The 16,144-nt window shown below is 69.4% G+C and carries 15 protein-coding genes; 8 read left to right on the top strand and 7 right to left on the bottom strand.

Annotated features, from left to right (window positions below; all coding sequences use genetic code 11):
• Positions 1 to 3: 3 nt before the first annotated feature.
• The 4 genes from KR541_RS13540 to KR541_RS13525 are packed head-to-tail and all read right to left on the bottom strand — an operon-like array spanning position 4 to position 3,110.
• A complete protein-coding gene (locus KR541_RS13540; RefSeq protein ID WP_050017091.1) occupies positions 4 to 786 on the bottom strand; it encodes a metal ABC transporter permease in 783 nt (260 codons plus the stop codon).
• The gene (locus KR541_RS13535) at positions 779 to 1,669 is read right to left on the bottom strand and encodes an ABC transporter ATP-binding protein (RefSeq protein WP_050016985.1); all 891 of its coding nucleotides are present in this window, start codon (positions 1,667 to 1,669) and stop codon (positions 779 to 781) included. The genes KR541_RS13540 and KR541_RS13535 overlap by 8 nt, the downstream gene beginning before the upstream one ends.
• A 21-nt stretch (positions 1,670 to 1,690) precedes the next feature.
• Positions 1,691 to 2,602, bottom strand: a complete 912-nt coding sequence (locus tag KR541_RS13530; RefSeq protein WP_089435550.1) for a metal ABC transporter solute-binding protein — start codon at positions 2,600 to 2,602, stop codon at positions 1,691 to 1,693.
• A gap of 46 nt (positions 2,603 to 2,648) precedes the next feature.
• Positions 2,649 to 3,110 carry a Fur family transcriptional regulator gene (locus tag KR541_RS13525; RefSeq protein ID WP_050017093.1) on the bottom strand — a complete coding sequence of 154 codons (462 nt, stop codon included), beginning with the start codon at positions 3,108 to 3,110 and terminating at the stop codon, positions 2,649 to 2,651.
• A 330-nt stretch (positions 3,111 to 3,440) separates the two neighbouring features.
• On the opposite strand from KR541_RS13525, the gene KR541_RS13520 reads away from it, so the two are divergent.
• The 8 genes from KR541_RS13520 to KR541_RS13485 all read left to right on the top strand — a co-directional run bounded on the left by KR541_RS13520 (position 3,441) and on the right by KR541_RS13485 (position 11,814).
• Positions 3,441 to 4,217, top strand: coding sequence for an L-iditol 2-dehydrogenase (locus KR541_RS13520; RefSeq protein WP_050016989.1), 777 nt, complete (start codon positions 3,441 to 3,443; stop codon positions 4,215 to 4,217).
• Positions 4,218 to 4,296: 79 nt separating this feature from the next.
• Complete coding sequence (locus tag KR541_RS13515) at positions 4,297 to 5,253, top strand: sugar kinase (protein ID WP_050016991.1); 957 nt, start codon at positions 4,297 to 4,299, stop codon at positions 5,251 to 5,253.
• Positions 5,241 to 6,605, top strand: coding sequence for a D-tagatose-bisphosphate aldolase, class II, non-catalytic subunit (locus tag KR541_RS13510; RefSeq protein WP_050016993.1), 1,365 nt, complete (start codon positions 5,241 to 5,243; stop codon positions 6,603 to 6,605). The genes KR541_RS13515 and KR541_RS13510 overlap by 13 nt, the downstream gene beginning before the upstream one ends.
• A gap of 71 nt (positions 6,606 to 6,676) precedes the next feature.
• A complete protein-coding gene (locus KR541_RS13505) occupies positions 6,677 to 8,002 on the top strand; it encodes an ABC transporter substrate-binding protein (protein ID WP_006477974.1) in 1,326 nt (441 codons plus the stop codon).
• 113 nt (positions 8,003 to 8,115) lie between these two features.
• Positions 8,116 to 9,069, top strand: a complete 954-nt coding sequence (locus KR541_RS13500) for a carbohydrate ABC transporter permease (protein ID WP_216089585.1) — start codon at positions 8,116 to 8,118, stop codon at positions 9,067 to 9,069.
• Entirely contained in the window at positions 9,066 to 9,917 is an 852-nt protein-coding gene (locus tag KR541_RS13495; protein ID WP_050016995.1) for a carbohydrate ABC transporter permease, read from the top strand. The genes KR541_RS13500 and KR541_RS13495 overlap by 4 nt, the downstream gene beginning before the upstream one ends.
• Positions 9,914 to 10,642 (top strand): HAD family hydrolase, encoded by a 729-nt coding sequence (locus KR541_RS13490; RefSeq protein ID WP_050016996.1) that lies wholly within the window; start codon positions 9,914 to 9,916, stop codon positions 10,640 to 10,642. Before KR541_RS13495 ends, KR541_RS13490 begins: the two co-directional genes overlap by 4 nt.
• 62 nt (positions 10,643 to 10,704) lie before the next feature.
• Complete coding sequence (locus KR541_RS13485) at positions 10,705 to 11,814, top strand: ABC transporter ATP-binding protein (RefSeq protein ID WP_216089584.1); 1,110 nt, start codon at positions 10,705 to 10,707, stop codon at positions 11,812 to 11,814.
• A 100-nt stretch (positions 11,815 to 11,914) separates the two neighbouring features.
• On the opposite strand, the gene KR541_RS13480 is transcribed toward KR541_RS13485, so the two are convergent.
• The 3 genes from KR541_RS13480 to dalD form a co-directional block, all read right to left on the bottom strand.
• Positions 11,915 to 12,871, bottom strand: coding sequence for a sugar-binding transcriptional regulator (locus tag KR541_RS13480; protein WP_034174431.1), 957 nt, complete (start codon positions 12,869 to 12,871; stop codon positions 11,915 to 11,917).
• 123 nt (positions 12,872 to 12,994) lie between these two features.
• Positions 12,995 to 14,476 carry a xylulokinase gene (xylB, locus tag KR541_RS13475; RefSeq protein WP_216089583.1) on the bottom strand — a complete coding sequence of 494 codons (1,482 nt, stop codon included), beginning with the start codon at positions 14,474 to 14,476 and terminating at the stop codon, positions 12,995 to 12,997.
• Positions 14,477 to 14,581: 105 nt separating this feature from the next.
• Positions 14,582 to 15,976, bottom strand: a complete 1,395-nt coding sequence (gene dalD / locus KR541_RS13470; RefSeq protein ID WP_050017003.1) for a D-arabinitol 4-dehydrogenase — start codon at positions 15,974 to 15,976, stop codon at positions 14,582 to 14,584.
• Positions 15,977 to 16,144: the final 168 nt, after the last annotated feature.

Below are 16,144 nucleotides of genomic sequence, written 5' to 3'. Positions count from 1 at the left end.
TCGTCATGCCCTGCGCAACAAGCTCGCGCCGTACACGAGCGCCGACAGCGCGGTGATCCAGAAGCTCGTCGGCCAGTCGGTGTGATACGCGAGCACGATGCCGAGCCACGCTTCGAACAACGCGAACAGCGCGGCGAGCAGCACGCCGGTCGACAGCCGCGTCGTCACGTTCTGCGCGGCGGCAGCCGGCCCGACCAGCAGCGTGAACACCAGCAGCACGCCGACGATCTGCGTCGCCGCGGCCACTGCGAGCGCGCACACCGCGAGGAACAGCATCGACACCGTGCGCAGCGACACGCCCTTCGCTTCAGCGAGTTCGGGCTGGAGCGACGCGAACAGCAGCGGCCGTGCGATCAGCGCGAGCGCGAGCAGGCTCACCGTGCCGATGGCGGCGAGCACCGCGAGCGTGTCGTGGCTCACCGCGAGCACGTTGCCGAACAGCAGCGCGGTGACCTGCGTCGCGAACGACGTGTAGAAGTGCAGGAACAGCAGGCCGAAGCCGAGCGCGCCGGACAGGATCACGCCGATCGCGACGTCGCGGCCCGCGAGCTTTTCGCCGAGCGCGCCCATGCCGATCCCGGCCGCGAGCGTGAAGCCGACCATCCCCCAGATCGGCGAGATGCCGAGCAGCACCGCGCCCGTCGCGCCGGTGAAGCCGACGTGCGACAGCGCATGGCCGGCGAAGGTCTGCCCGCGCAGCACCAGGAAATAGCCGACGATGCCCGCGAGCACCGCGACGATCCCCGACGCGGCGAACGCGTTGATCATGAAGTCGTATTCAAACATCGTGCGAATGCCCGGGATGAGCGTGTCCGTGGTGGTGATGGCCGTGGCCGCCGCCACCGCCGTGCGAATGGCCGTCGTCGTCCTCGTGTTCGTGATCGTGCTTTTCGATTTCGACGTCGCCCGACATCACGAAGATCTTGCCGTTCACGCGCATCACGTCGATCGGCGATCCGTAGAGCCGCGACAGCACGGGCTTCGTGATCACCTCGTCGACGGTGCCGAGCGCCGCGACGCCGTTGCCGAGATACAGCACGCGATCGAGCGCGTTCAGCAGCGGATTCAGTTCGTGCGCGGAGAACAGCACGGTGATGCCGAGCTCGCGCTGCACGTTGCGCACGAGCTCGACGACGCCGCGCTGGTGGTTCGGGTCGAGGCTGATCAGCGGCTCGTCGAGCAGCAGCAGCTTCGGGTTGCCGAGCAGGCATTGCGCGAGCAGCAGCCGTTGGCGCTCGCCACCCGACAGTTCGGACAGCGGCCGGCGCGCGAGCGACGGGCCGCCGACGAGATCGAGCACGCGATCGACGTCGCGGCGCGTGGCCGCGTTCGTGTGCGGCAAGCCCCAGCGATGGCCGTCGGCGGCCATCGCGACGAAATCGTAGCCGCGCATCCGGCGGTTCGCGAGGCCGCTTCTGATCTGCGGCATGTAGCCGATCGACGCGTTGCCGCGCACGACCGGCACGCCGCCAACCGACAGCGTGCCGGCCGACACGGGGACGAGGCCGAGCACCGCGCGCATCAGCGTCGTCTTGCCCGCGCCGTTCGGCCCGAGCACGCCGACGAATTCGCCGGGCTCGATCGAGAAGCTGACGTCGCGCAGGATCGTGCGGCCGCCCAGTTCGAGCGTGACGCGATCGAGGGCGAGGGCGTGGGGAGTGGCGGTCATGTCGTGACGGTCGTCTATTACTTACTTGCCGGCTGAAAGCGCGCTGCCGAGCGCGTCGAGCTGGCCGATCATCCATTGCTGGAAGGTCTTGCCGGCCGGCTGCGTTTCGGTGACGCTGACGGTCGGCACGCCGCCGTCGCGTGCGATCTTCAGCATGCGCTTGGTCATCGGCTCTTCGGCCTGGCTGTTGTAGATCAGTGCGCGCACCTGCTTCTTGCGCAGGTCGCCCTCGAACGCGGCGACGTCCTGCGCGCTCGCCTCGGTGTCGTTCATCGTCGCGAGCTGGAAGCGCTGGTTGCGCATGTCGAGGCCGATCGCGTCCGACATGTAGCCGAACACGGGCTCGGTGGCCGTCACCGGCACGCCCTTGTACTTCGCGCGCAGCGCGGCGACCTTGTCGTCGACGGGCTTCAGCGACGCGACGAACTTTTGCAGGTTCGCATCGTATTCGGCCTGGTTCGCCGGGTCGGCGCGGCCGAGTTCGGCCGCGATCGCGCGTGCGGCGGCCGGCATCGTCGCCGGGTCGTACCACAGGTGCGGGTTGTCGCCGGCCTTCTTGCCGACGAGATCGGCGACGACGATCGTCGCGCGCTTCGCCTGCTTCGATGCGCCGAGCAGCTTGCCCATCCACGGATCGTAGTCGGCGCCGTTGTAGATCACGACCTGCGCGTGCTGCAGCGCGCGGGCCGTCTTCGGGCTCGCTTCGAACAGGTGCGGATCCTGGTCCGGATTGCTGAGGATGCTCGTGACCGCGACGTGGCGGCCGCCGATCTGCGACGCGACGTCGCCGTAGAAATTCTCCGCGGCGACGACGTTGACGGTCGCGGCCTGCGCGAACGCGGGCGCGGCGAACGACAGCGCGGCGACGGCCGCGGCGAGCCAGCGGACAGGCGACAGGGCGCGCCGCGGCGCGCGCTTCAGGGCAATGGACATGGAACTCCTCGTTGGAAGGGCGGCGCAGGCGCCGCGCGATGCGGCGTCAGCGCTGCGCGGGCTTGCGCTTGCAGTGCCCGCACAGGCCGTTCAGCTCGACGACCTGGTGATGGACTTCGAATCCGTGCGCGGGCTCGCTCGCGGACAGTTGCTTCGCGAGGTCGCTGCCGGGAATCTCGACGGTGTCGCCGCACGAATCGCAGATCAGGAACTGGCCTTCGTGCGGCACGCCGATCTCGCAGCACGCGAGGAACGCGTTCTTCGATTCGATCCGGTGGATGAAGCCGTGCTCGACGAGAAAATCCAGCGCGCGGTAGACGGTCGTCGGCGGCACGCGGCCGCGTTGCGGTTCGAGTTCGGCGAGCAGGTCGTACGCGCCGATCGGGCGCTGCGCGGCCAGCACGCGTTCGTAGACCTGGCGACGCAGCGGCGTCCACGCGAGCCCGTGCTCGGCGGCGAATGCGTCGGCCCGGGACAGCCGGGCGTCGATGGACGATGAGGTAGCCATGGCGTGAAGCAGGGCGATGAAACACAGTATCGCGATGATATAACGTATCGCTGCGCCGTGCAGTGCCAATTCCGTTTTCCGTCCTTCCTCCATCCCCGTCAGCATCGATGCCACTGCGCCGCACCGTGCCCTTCTTGCCTTGCAGCGCGGGCGCGGCGGGATGCAGCCGTGCGCCGTCGTGCCGCAGCGCGTCATAGAAAGCCGTCGCGTCGTCTTGACAGCGCGTATCGCGTATCCGATCATTCGATCACTAACAGAGCAATTGATCGGTCGGAGAGCGTTCGCTCACCTCGCGACCGTCGTGCAGCAAGAACGAACCGGAGACAGCCAGTGAGACTGGAACACAAGGTCGCGATCCTGACGGGCGCCGCAAGCGGCATCGGCGAAGCGGTCGCGCAACGCTATCTGGACGAGGGCGCGCGCTGCGTGCTCGTCGACGTGAAGCCGGCAGGCGGTTCGCTCGCGCGGCTGATCGAGTCCAACCCCGGCCGCGCGGTGGCCGTCACGGCCGACGTCACGCGCCGCGACGACATCGAGCGGATCGTCGCGACGGCGGTCGAGCGCTTCGGCGGCGTCGACATCCTGTTCAACAACGCGGCGCTGTTCGACATGCGCCCGCTCCTCGACGAATCGTGGGACGTGTTCGACCGGTTGTTCTCGGTCAACGTGAAAGGGCTGTTCTTCCTGATGCAGGCCGTCGCGCAGCGGATGGTCGAGCAGGGGCGCGGCGGCAAGATCGTCAACATGTCGTCGCAGGCCGGCCGTCGCGGCGAGGCGCTCGTTTCGCACTACTGCGCGACCAAGGCCGCGGTGATCAGCTATACGCAGTCGGCCGCGCTGGCGCTCGCGCCCCACCGGATCAACGTGAACGGCATCGCGCCGGGCGTGGTCGACACGCCGATGTGGGAGCAGGTCGATGCGCTGTTCGCACGCTACGAGAACCGGCCGCTCGGCGAGAAGAAGCGGCTCGTCGGCGAAGCGGTGCCGCTCGGGCGCATGGGCGTGCCGGGCGACCTGACGGGCGCCGCGCTGTTCCTCGCGTCGGCCGACGCCGACTACATCACCGCCCAGACGCTGAACGTCGACGGCGGCAACTGGATGAGCTGAAAATGCTGCCGCTCGCACGCGCCACCTGCCGGCCGGCCCGCGACGCGGCGGCCGCCGTCGACCGAGGAGGGCTCGCCTGATGGCCGAGATCGTCGTCGCCGGCGAACTGCTGGCGGAATTCGTCGCCGCCGAGCGCGGCCAGGGTTTCGATACGCCCGGCCTGTTCGAAGGACCGTTCCCGAGCGGCGCGCCGGCGATCTTCGCCGATCAGGCCGCGCGGCTCGGCGCGCGCGTCGCATATGCGGGCTGTGTCGGCCGCGACGCGTTCGGCGATGCGATCGTCGCGCGGCTCGCCCGCGACGGCGTCGACGTCGCGCGCATTCGCCGCGTCGCGCGCCCGACCGGCACCGCATTCGTCGCGTATCGCGACGACGGTTCGCGCAGTTTCGTGTTCACGCTTTCGACCAGTGCGGCCGCGTGCGTCGATGCGTCCGACGTCGACACCGCGATGTTCGACGGCTGCCGCTACTTCCACGTGATGGGCTCGTCGCTGACGAGCGAATCGGCGATCGCGGCCGTGCAGCGCGGCGTGATCGAGGCCGCGCGCGCGGGCGCCAAGGTGTCGTTCGATCCGAACGTGCGGCCCGAAATGCTGAGCTTCCGCCCGATGCGCGCGGCGCTCGACGAGATGCTCGCCGCGTGTCACCTGTTCCTGCCGAGCGAAGCCGACCTGCCGTTCTTCTGCGGGCCGCAGCCGGCCGAGCGCGCGATCGCGGGCCTGCTCGCGACGCATCCGCTGCTCGAGCGCGTCGTGCTCAAGCGCGGCGCGCAAGGCAGCGTCGCGTTCGATCGCGCGAACCGGGCCGAAGCGCCGGCCTTTCCGGTCGACGAAGTCGATCCGACCGGCGCCGGCGACTGCTTCGGCGGCACGCTGGTCGCGAGCCTCGTCGCGGGCTTGGCCGTCGACGTCGCGCTGCGCCGCGCGAACGCGGCCGGTGCGATCGCGGTCACGCGGCGCGGCCCGATGGAAGGCAACAGCAGCGCGGCCGAGATCGACCGTTTCCTGACCGAACGAGGTATCGCATGTCCGGCCTGACGACCGTTGCCGAGCGCACGCGCACCGCGCACGCGGACACCGTGCTGCGGATGATCTTCGACGCGAACCGCGCGGACGCGCAGCGCGGCATCTATTCGATCTGCAGCGCGCACCGGCTCGTGCTGGAGGCCGCGTGCGAAGCCGCGCGAGCCGACGGCTCGCCGCTGCTGATCGAGGCGACCTGCAATCAGGTGAACCATCTCGGCGGCTATACGGGCATGACGCCCGCCGATTTTCGTCGCGACGTCGATGCGATCGCCGCACGCTGCGGGCTCGCGCCGTCGGCGCTCGTGCTTGGCGGCGACCATCTCGGCCCGAACCCGTGGCGGCACCGCCGCGCGGCCGACGCGATGCGTGAAGCGGCCGCGATGATCGCGGCCTACGTCGAAGCCGGTTTCGAAAAGATCCATCTCGATGCGAGCATGGCGTGCGCGGACGATCCGGCGCGGCTCGACGATCGCACGATCGCCGCGCGCGCGGCCGAGCTGTGCCGCGTCGCGGAAGACGCGGCGGCGCGCGCCGGGATCGCGCCCGTCTACGTGATCGGCACCGAGGTGCCGACGCCGGGCGGCGAAGTGAGCGGCGAGGCAAGTAACGACGCGAGCGGCGACGCGATCGCGCGGATCGCGGTCACGCGCAGCGACAGCATCGCGGCGACGCTCGACGCGCACCGCCGCGCGTTCGCGGCGGCCGGGCTCGACGATGCGTGGATGCGCGTCGTCGCGATCGTAGCGCAGCCGGGCGTCGACTTCGACGATCGCCACGTGCTCGACTACGACAGCGCGAAGGCGGCGTCGCTCGGCGCGAGTATCCTGCAGACACCGCGCCTCGTATTCGAAGCGCATTCGACCGATTATCAGACCGAAGCCGCGCTCGCCGCGCTCGTGCGCGACCACTTCGCGGTGCTGAAGGTCGGCCCCGCGCTGACGTTCGCGCTGCGCGAGGCGCTGTTCGCGCTGACGTACATCGAGGACGCGCTGATCGACGACGTCGCGCAGCGCTCGCGGTTGCGCGACGTCGTCGACGCGGCGATGCGCGCGCAGCCCGAGCACTGGGCGCCGTACTACCGCGGCGACGAGACCGCGCAGCGGCTCGCGCGCCAGTTCAGCTACAGCGACCGCATCCGCTATTACTGGCTGCAGCCGGCCGTCGCGGCCGCGGTCGAGCAACTGTTCGACAACCTCGCGCGGCAGCCGGTGCCGGAGACGCTCGTCGCGCAGTGGCTGCCGGACGTCTACGCGGCGTGCCGCGCGGGCGGCCTCGCGAAGGAGCCGCGCGCATGGGTGCGCCACCGGATACGCGACGTGATCGCGCACTATGCGCGCGCGTGCGGGATGCAGCGGCCGGCATGACGGGCCGCGAAGGAAGCGACGCAACACCACGCAAGACCGACGACATTTCGAACAATCACAGGAGACATGCCATGCAACGAAAGATGCTCGACGCCGCCGCACGCTGTTTCGCCGGAGCCGCGCTCGCGACGGCGGCCTGCGCGGCGTCCGCCGGCACGCTGACGATCGCGACGCTGAACAATCCCGACATGATCGAGTTGAAGAAGCTGTCGCCGGCGTTCGAGAAGGCGAACCCCGACATCAAGCTGAACTGGGTGATCCTCGAGGAGAACGTGCTGCGCCAGCGCGCGACGACCGACATCACGACCGGCAGCGGCCAGTTCGACGTGATGGCGATCGGCACCTACGAAACGCCGCAGTGGGGCAAGCGCGGCTGGCTCGCGCCGATCACGGGCCTGCCCGCCGACTACGACCTGAACGACATCGTGAAGACCGCGCGCGACAGCCTGTCGTACAACGGCCAGCTGTACGCGCTGCCGTTCTACGTCGAAAGCTCGATGACGTTCTACCGCAAGGACCTGTTCGCGGCGAAGGGGCTGAAGATGCCCGACCAGCCGACCTACGACCAGATCGCCGAATTCGCGGACAAGCTGACCGACAAGTCGAAGGGCACCTACGGGATCTGCCTGCGCGGCAAGGCCGGCTGGGGCGAGAACATGGCGTACGTGTCGACGGTCGTGAACACGTTCGGCGGGCGGTGGTTCGACGAGAACTGGAATGCGCAGCTCACGTCGCCCGAATGGAAGAAGGCGATCAATTTCTACGTGAACCTGCTGAAGAAGAACGGCCCGCCGGGCGCGAGCTCGAACGGCTTCAACGAGAACCTGACGCTGACCGCATCGGGCAAGTGCGCGATGTGGATCGACGCGACGGTCGCGGCCGGGATGCTCTACAACAAGCAGCAGTCGCAGGTGGCCGACAAGATCGGCTTCGCGGCGGCGCCGGTCGCCGCGACGCCGAAGGGCTCGCACTGGCTGTGGGCGTGGGCGCTGGCCGTGCCGAAGACGTCGAAGCAGCAGGACGCCGCGCGCAAGTTCATCGCGTGGGCGACGTCGAAGCAGTACATCGAGATGGTCGGCAAGGACGAAGGCTGGGCGTCGGTGCCGCCGGGCACGCGCACGTCGACGTATCAGCGCGCCGAGTACAAGGCCGCCGCGCCGTTCTCGGACTTCGTGCTGAAGGCGATCGAGACGGCCGACCCGAACGATCCGTCGCTGAAGAAGGTGCCGTACACGGGCGTGCAGTACGTCGGGATTCCTGAATTCCAGTCGTTCGGCACGGTGGTCGGCCAGTCGATCGCGGGCGCGGTCGCGGGCCAGATGTCGGTCGACCAGGCGCTCGCCGCGGGCCAGGCCGCCGCCGACCGCGCAGTGCGGCAGGCAGGCTACAAGAAGTAACGCGCAAGCCGTCGCGCGGCCCGCGTCGTGCGCCATCGCACACGGCGCGGGCCGGCGAGGCCGACAGGCGGGCAGGCCGTTCGCGCCCGCGCATCAACCGGAGGGACTCCGTCATGCGTCACCTGCGTCTTCCCCTGAGTCACGCTCACGCGCCGTCGGTCGGCGACGCGTCGTCGCCGCCCGGCGCGCCGCGCCGTGCGCGCGGCGGCGCGAGCTGGCTCGTGTCGCCGTCCGTCGCGGTGCTGCTGCTGTGGATGTCGATTCCGCTCGCGATGACGATCTGGTATTCGTTCTCGCGCTACAACCTGCTGAACCCGGACGTGAAGGGCTTCGCAGGGTTCGACAACTACCGCTTCCTCGCGACCGATCCGTCGTTCCTGCCGGCGATCTGGCACACGCTCGTGCTGATCGGTGCGGTGCTCGCGATCACCGTGATCGGCGGCGTGCTGATGGCCGTGCTGTTCGACCGCAAGTTCTACGGGCAGGGCGTCGTGCGCCTGCTCGCGATCGCGCCGTTCTTCGTGATGCCGACGGTTTCCGCGCTGATCTGGAAGAACATGATCCTGCATCCGGTGTACGGGCTCGTCGCGAACGCGATGCGCGCGCTCGGGCTGACGCCGATCGACTGGTTCGCCGACTACCCGTTGACCGCGGTGATCATCATCGTTGCATGGCAGTGGCTGCCGTTCGCGTTCCTGATCCTGTTCACCGCGATCCAGTCGCTCGACCAGGAGCAGAAGGAAGCCGCGCGCATCGACGGCGCCGGCCCGATCGCGATGTTCTTCTACATCACGCTGCCGCACCTGAAGCGCGCGATCGCCGTGGTCGTGATGATGGAGACGATCTTCCTGCTGTCGATCTTCGCGGAAATCTACACGACGACCGGCGGCGGCCCCGGCGACGCGACGACCAACCTGTCGTACCTGATCTATGCGCTCGGCCTGCAGCAGTTCGACGTCGGCCTCGCGTCCGCGGGCGGCATCATCGCCGTCGTGGTCGCGAACGTCGTGTCGTTCTTCCTGGTGCGGATGCTCGCGCGCAACCTGAAAGGGGAGTACGAAAAATGAGCGACCTGACCTTGGCGGGCCGGCGCACGCCGGCCGTGTTCGACCTCGTGCGGCGTGCGCTGCCCGGCACGCTCGCGTGGCTGATCGCGCTGTTGCTGTTCTTCCCGATCTTCTGGATGGCGATCACCGCGTTCAAGACCGAGCAGCAGGCGTACGCGTCGTCGCTGTTCTTCATCCCGACGCTCGACAGCTTTCGCGAGGTGTTCGCGCGCAGCAACTACTTCGGGTTCGCGTGGAATTCGATCCTGATCTCGGCCGGCGTCACCGTGATCTCGCTGCTGTTCGCGGTGCCGGCCGCGTACGCGATGGCGTTCTTCCCGAACCACCGCACGCAGAAGGTGCTGCTGTGGATGCTGTCGACGAAGATGATGCCGTCGGTCGGCGTGCTCGTGCCGATCTACCTGCTGTGGAAGAACGCGGGGCTGCTCGATACGGTGTCGGGGCTCGTGATCGTCTACACGCTGATCAACCTGCCGATCGCGGTGTGGATGACCTTCACGTACTTCAACGAAATCCCGAAGGACATCCTGGAGGCCGGGCGGATCGATGGCGCATCGACGTGGCAGGAGATCGTCTACCTGCTGATGCCGATGGCGCTGCCGGGGCTCGCGTCCACCGCGCTGCTGCTCGTGATCCTGTCGTGGAACGAGGCGTTCTGGAGCATCAACCTGTCGAGCTCGAACGCCGCGCCGCTGACCGTATTCATCGCGTCGTACTCGAGCCCCGAAGGCTTGTTCTGGGCGAAGCTGTCCGCGGCGTCGCTGCTCGCGGTCGCGCCGATCCTGATCGTCGGCTGGCTGTCGCAGAAGCAGCTCGTGCGCGGGCTCACGTTCGGGGCGGTTAAATGAGCGATGCAAGCAAAGGTGCGGCTGGCAAACGTACGACCGGTCACGGCGTGAACGTGCTGATCTGCGATTGCGACGGCGTGCTGATCGACAGCGAGGCCGTGGCCGCCGACGTGATCGTGCGCGAACTCGATGCACGCTGGCCAGGGGTCGACGCACGGCCGGCCGTGATGCCGCTGCTCGGGCTGCGCATCGAGCGCGTGCTGGCCGGCGCGAGCGACGCCGTGGGCCGCACGCTATCGGCCGGCGACGTCGACGCGATCCGCTGCGCGGTCGAGGCGGCGGCCGTGAATGCGCCGATGGTCGAAGGCATCGACGCGGCGCTGGCCGCGATCGACCTGACGACGGCCTGCGCGAGCAACAGCTACCGCACGTACGTCGAAGCGGCGCTCGCGCGCACCGGCCTCGCGCGCTTCTTCGGCGACCGGCTGTTCTGCGCGGATTCGGTCGCGCGGCCGAAGCCGGCGCCGGACGTGTATCTGGCAGCCGCACGCACGCTCGGCGCGGTGCCCGCGCAATGCCTCGTCGTCGAGGACAGCGTGACCGGCATCACCGCCGCGGCCGCGGCCGGCATGACCGTGCTCGGCTTCATCGGCGGCGGGCACGCATCGGCGGCCCAGATCGACGCGCTGCGCGGCATCGGCGCGCGTCACGTATTCGACGACATGCACGAGCTGCCCGGCTACGTCGCGCGCTGGCAGGCGACGGGCGAGGTGCTGCCGAACTAGCAATCAGGAACGAAGGCGCGCCGCTTTCAACGCGGCGCATCACGAACGAACGGAGACAGATCATGGCAAGCGTGCTCCTGCGCAACATCGCGAAGCGCTACGACGACACCGAAGTGCTGCGCAACGTGAACCTCGACATCGCCGACGGCGAATTCGTCGTGTTCGTCGGCCCGAGCGGCTGCGGCAAATCCACGCTGATGCGGATGATTGCCGGCCTCGAAGACATTTCGAACGGCGACCTGCTGATCGACGGCGCGAAGGTCAACGACGTGCCGAGCGCGAAGCGCGGCATCGCGATGGTGTTCCAGTCGTATGCGCTGTACCCGCACATGACGCTGTACGACAACATGGCGTTCGGCTTGAAGCTCGCCGGCGCGAAGAAGCCCGAGATCGACCAGGCGGTGAAGCAGGCCGCGAAAATCCTGCACATCGATCATCTGCTCGACCGCAAGCCGAAGCAGCTGTCGGGCGGCCAGCGGCAGCGCGTCGCGATCGGTCGCGCGATCACGCGCAAGCCGAAGGTGTTCCTGTTCGACGAGCCGCTGTCGAACCTCGACGCCGCGCTGCGCGTGAAGATGCGGCTGGAATTCGCGCGACTGCACGACGAGCTGAAGACGACGATGATCTACGTGACGCACGACCAGGTCGAGGCGATGACGCTCGCCGACAAGATCGTCGTGCTGTCGGGCGGCGCGGTGCAGCAGGTCGGCACGCCGAACGCGCTCTATCACGCGCCGGCGAACCAGTTCGTCGCGGGCTTCATCGGCTCGCCGAAGATGAACTTCCTGAAGGGCACGGTCGAATCGGCCGATGCGGGCGGCGTGCTCGTGCGCTTCGACAGCGGCGAGACGCAGCGTGTCGCGGTGGACGCGGGGGGGCTGCAACGCGGCGCGGCGGTGACCGTGGGCGTGCGGCCCGAGCATCTGCTGGTCGATGCGGCGGCGGCGGGCGTCGCCGCGCGGACGATGGCCGTCGAGTCGCTCGGCGATGCCGCATATCTGTATGCGGAATCGGCCGTCGCGCCGGACGGGCTGATCGCGCGGATTCCGCCGCTCGACACGTACCGCACCGGCGACCCACTGCGCGTGCATGTGCAGGCGGAGCACTGCCACCTGTTCGACGAAAACGGGCAGGCGTTCCGGCGGCTGAGCGTGCACGCGAAGGCGGCGTGACGCGTCGGTGTTCGGCGGTTTGCGCGTCGATCGTGCGTCCCCCGCGGTAGCGCGAAGCAATGCCGGTACGGCCGAGCGCCGCGCAGGATCCATGGCCGCGTCAGGCCGCCTTCGCCGCGAGCGCGGCGCGCGCGCACGCTTCGTCGGTGACGAGCCCCGACAGCCAGCCGCCGCGCAGCGCGGCAATCACCGCGTCGTGTTTCTTCGGGCCGCCGGCGAACGCGATCGTCGGCAGCTTCGGCGGCGTGGCGAGCGCGACGCTGGTCACGCGCGCGCTCGTCGACACGGTGATCTGCGTGCCCTGCGCGTCGATCGGCACGCCGAGCAGCTCGGCCACCGCGCCGAGCGCGGTCATCTCGTCGCGCTCCTGTTCGGTGATGAAGCCGTCTTCGTAGAGCGGGCAGTGCGGGCCGATGTTGCCGATCCCGACGAACGCGACGTCGGCCTCGCCGGACAGCGCCTCGACGATCCGGTACAGCCGGTGGTTGCACCACTGCGCGCGTTCGGCGTCGCTGTCGGCGAACAGCGGCGCGGGCAGCAGGAAATGCTTGCTGCCGGTTTTCTCGGAGATGTACTGCGCGACGTCGTAGCGGTTCGACGAACCGTCGGCCGCGATCGCGCCGACCATCGACACGAGCCGGTGCTGCGGGCGGTCGATCTGCGCGATCTGCGCGACCGCGGCCTTCAGCGTCCGGCCGCTGCTGACCGCGATCACCATCGGTCGCGTCTCGTTCAGGTAGCGCTCCATCACCTGCGCGCCGGCGACCGCGAGCTTGCGGTCGATCGCGTCGGGCGCATCGGCGTCGACGGGCACGACTTCGCACATCGCGAGGCCGTAGCGTTTCGACAGCTGCGCGCCGAGGTCGAGACAGTCGGCGAGCCGATGGTCGACGCGCACGCGGATCAGGTTCTTCTCGACCGCGAACGCGACGAGGCGCTGCGCGACGGGGCGCGACACCTGCAGCTTTTCGGCGATTTCGTTCTGCGTGTCGCCCGCGACGTAATAGAGCCACGCGGCGCGCGTGGCGAGATCGAGTTTTTCTGAGGACTTGGACACGATAGCGATTCGGTTCGGATCGGGGGGGGCCGCCCTGCGGGCCGGCCGGCGGGCCGCATGACGGCATCCACTGTAACGCATGTCGCGCGGCTGGCCTGCGGCCGGCCGTGCGACGGAGCGCGCCTACCCGAGCCGCGCGCGCGACGGCTCGTACAGCGGCCGCACGTGACGGTACAGCGTGCGGAACGCATCGAGGCGTTCGCGCAGCCGCGCATGGCGAGCGGCATCGGGTGCGTATTCGGCGCGTACCGGCGGCTTGGTCAGCACCGTATGCGCGTCGCCGCCGACGGCCAGCCAGCCGAGCCGCGCCGCGCCAAGCGCCGCGCCCGTTTCGCCGCCGCCGATCTGCTGCGTGCGCACGTTCAGCGCGTCCGCGATCAGTTGCGCCCAGAACGCGCTGCGCGCACCGCCGCCGATCAGCGACAGCTGGTCGGTTTCGACGCCGGCCGCGTGCAGCGCGTCGAGGCCGTCGGCGAGGCCGAGCGTCACGCCTTCGAGCACCGCGTAGCCCAAGTGCGCGCGCTCGGTCGCATGCGTCATCCCGAAGAACACGCCCTGCGCGTATGGATCGTTGTGCGGCGTGCGTTCGCCGGACAGGTAGGGCAGGAACAGCGGCGCCGCCGCGAGCGCGTCGGGATCGAGCGCCTCGACTTCGGCGAGCAGCGCGGGCTCGTCGGTGCCGGTCAGCTTGCAGACCCAGCGCAGGCAACTCGCGGCCGACAGCACGACGCTCATCAGTTGCCAGCGATCGGGAATCGCATGGCAGAACGCATGCACGGCCGACGCGGGATTCGGCATGAAGCGATCGCCGACCACGCTCAGCACGCCCGACGTGCCGAGCGACACGAAGCCGTCGCCCGCGTGGATCGCGCCGATGCCGAGCGCGCTCGTCGCGTTGTCGCCGCCGCCGCCCGCGACCAGCACGGCCTCCGACAGCCCGAGCTCGCGTGCGACGTCCGCGCGCAGCGTGCCGGACGGCGCGTTGCCTTCGACGATGCGCGGCATCTGCTCGCGCGTCATCCCGCACGCGGCGAGCAGCGCATCGGACCAGTCGCGGCGCGCGACGTCGAGCCACAGCGTGCCGGCCGCGTCGGACGGATCGGACACTTTCGCGCCGGTCAGCCGGAATCGCAGGTAATCCTTCGGCATCAGCACGCACGCGGTGGCCGCGAACACGTCGGGTTCGTGCGTCGCGACCCACAGCAGCTTCGGCGCGGTGAAGCCGGGCATCGCGAGGTTGCCGGCCAGCGCGTGGAGGTCGGGCGCACGTTCGGTGAGCAGCGCGCATTCGTCGGCGCTGCGCATGTCGTTCCACAGGATCGCGGGGCGCAGCACGCGGTCGTCGCGGCCGAGCAGCACCGCGCCGTGCATCTGGCCCGACAGGCCGATGCCGCGCACCTGCGCGAAAGCGTGGGGATGCCGTTCGCGCAGCGCCGCGAGCGCGGCGAGCGTGCCTTGCCACCAGTCGTCCGGATGCTGTTCCGCCCAGCGCGGGTGCGGGCGCGACACGGTGAACGGCGAGCCCGCGGTGCCGACCACCGTGCCGTCCGGGGCCAGCAGCAGCACCTTCACTTCCGAGGTGCCGAGGTCGATGCCGAGATACATGAGCGATCCGTTCGGTCGGTGAGGAGCCGCTACTTTAGCCGTGCCGCACGGCCTGTGCCAAGCGGGTTCGCCCGGCTGCGCGGCCGGGCGCCGGCGCGCGCGTCGTCACCGCGCGGCGAGCCAGGCGTCGACGCGCGCGAGCCCGGCGCGCAACGCATCGAACAGCGCCGCGTTGCCGGCGAGCGAGCCCCACAGCGCGCGGTTGGCGCACAGCGCGACGACGGGGTCGTCGGCTTCGACGATCGCGCGTGCGCTGCTGTCGTCCATCACGCCGTCCTGGTACGCATAGGGCAGCGTGCCGCGCGCCCAGCGTTCGAGAAAGCGCAGGAACAGCGCGGGCAGCACGGCGGTGGCGACCGGCGCGGCGCCGCGCGCGAACGATTCGACGAGCGTCGGCGCGATGAAGCCGGGAATCTTCGAGAAGCCGTCGGCCGCGACGCGCTGGTTCGTGTCGAGCACGTACGGGTTGCCGAAGCGCTCCAGCACGACGTCGCGATAGCGCGCGAGATCGAGCGGGCTCGGCGTGAGGCACGGGATCACGTCCTGCGTCACGTAGTCGTGCGCGAAGCGGCGGATCGCCGCGTCGTGCGTGCCTTCATGGATGTAGGTGTAGCCCGCGAGCGTGCCGGCCCACGCGATGCAGCTGTGCGTCGCGTTGAGGATGCGGATCTTCGCTTCCTCGTACGGATGCACGTCGTCGACGAGTTCCGCGCCGGCCAGTTCCCAGCGCGGCCGGCCGGCCGCGAAGCGATCCTCGATCACCCACTGGATGAACGATTCGCCCATCACCGGGCACGCGTCGTCGATGCCGGTGGCCGCCCGCACGCGCTCGCGCACGTCGGCGGTCGGGCGCGGCGTGATGCGGTCGACCATCGCGCTCGGCGTCGCGACGTGCGCATCGAACCACGCGAGCAGGCCGCCGTCGCCGCGCCGTTCGAGGAATTCGCGCATCCCCGCGCGAAAGCGTGCGCCGTTGTTGCGCAGGTTGTCGCAGCTCTGCAGCGTGAGCGGGCCCGCGCCGCGCTTCACACGTTCGGCGAGCAGCGCCGCGAGCGCGCCGTACAGCGTCGTGCGCGCGCCCTGCAGGTCGGCGGCGAGATCGGCGTTCGCAACGTCGAGCCGGTTGTGTTCGTCGAGGTAGTAACCGCCTTCGGTGACGGTGAACGACACGATCCGACAGGCTGGATCGGCGCCCGCGTCGATCAGCGCGGCGAGGTCGATCGACCACGGCAGCACGCGCGTGATCGCACGGATCGTCTCGTACGCGCGTTCGCCTTGCGGCGTGACGGTTTCGAGCGTGTACGCGCCGTGCTGGGCGGCCAGCGCGTCCATCGTCGCGTGCATGTCGTCACGAATGTTGCCGATGGTCAGCGACCAGCGTTCGTCGGCCGGCACGGCCGCGTTCACGCGATGCAGATACCACGCCTGGTGCGCGCGGTGAAACGAGCCCGCGCCGATGTGCAGCAGCACGGGCGCGTGGGCGGAGGGCGATTCGCTCATCCGTGTCTCCTGTTCCTGGCTGTCTATCCTGTCGAATACGATCATTTGCTCTTTGTGTGAGCGAATGATCGTATTCGGGCGAGCGAAAGTCAAGGCGCGGACACGGCATTTCGATGGTGCGCTGCGGTGGCGTACGGGGCAGGGCGAGTGGGGCGGCGCCGGAGGAAA

Source organism: Burkholderia sola (assembly GCF_905400185.1).
In the GTDB taxonomy this organism is placed as follows: domain Bacteria; phylum Pseudomonadota; class Gammaproteobacteria; order Burkholderiales; family Burkholderiaceae; genus Burkholderia; species Burkholderia sola.
Note: the sequence above shows the minus strand (reverse complement) of the source record. Positions and strands in the feature narration are given on the sequence as shown.

Bases quoted from the DNA above. Each gene is read 5' to 3' on its own strand.
- KR541_RS13540 (WP_050017091.1), bottom strand. From the start codon at position 786: ATGTTTGAATACGACTTCATGATCAACGCGTTCGCCGCGTCGGGGATC.
- KR541_RS13535 (WP_050016985.1), bottom strand. From the start codon at position 1,669: ATGACCGCCACTCCCCACGCCCTCGCCCTCGATCGCGTCACGCTCGAA.
- KR541_RS13530 (WP_089435550.1), bottom strand. From the start codon at position 2,602: ATGTCCATTGCCCTGAAGCGCGCGCCGCGGCGCGCCCTGTCGCCTGTC.
- KR541_RS13525 (WP_050017093.1), bottom strand. From the start codon at position 3,110: ATGGCTACCTCATCGTCCATCGACGCCCGGCTGTCCCGGGCCGACGCA.
- KR541_RS13515 (WP_050016991.1), top strand. From the start codon at position 4,297: ATGGCCGAGATCGTCGTCGCCGGCGAACTGCTGGCGGAATTCGTCGCC.
- KR541_RS13510 (WP_050016993.1), top strand. From the start codon at position 5,241: ATGTCCGGCCTGACGACCGTTGCCGAGCGCACGCGCACCGCGCACGCG.
- KR541_RS13505 (WP_006477974.1), top strand. From the start codon at position 6,677: ATGCAACGAAAGATGCTCGACGCCGCCGCACGCTGTTTCGCCGGAGCC.
- KR541_RS13500 (WP_216089585.1), top strand. From the start codon at position 8,116: ATGCGTCACCTGCGTCTTCCCCTGAGTCACGCTCACGCGCCGTCGGTC.
- KR541_RS13495 (WP_050016995.1), top strand. From the start codon at position 9,066: ATGAGCGACCTGACCTTGGCGGGCCGGCGCACGCCGGCCGTGTTCGAC.
- KR541_RS13490 (WP_050016996.1), top strand. From the start codon at position 9,914: ATGAGCGATGCAAGCAAAGGTGCGGCTGGCAAACGTACGACCGGTCAC.
- KR541_RS13485 (WP_216089584.1), top strand. From the start codon at position 10,705: ATGGCAAGCGTGCTCCTGCGCAACATCGCGAAGCGCTACGACGACACC.
- xylB (WP_216089583.1), bottom strand. From the start codon at position 14,476: ATGTATCTCGGCATCGACCTCGGCACCTCGGAAGTGAAGGTGCTGCTG.
- dalD (WP_050017003.1), bottom strand. From the start codon at position 15,976: ATGAGCGAATCGCCCTCCGCCCACGCGCCCGTGCTGCTGCACATCGGC.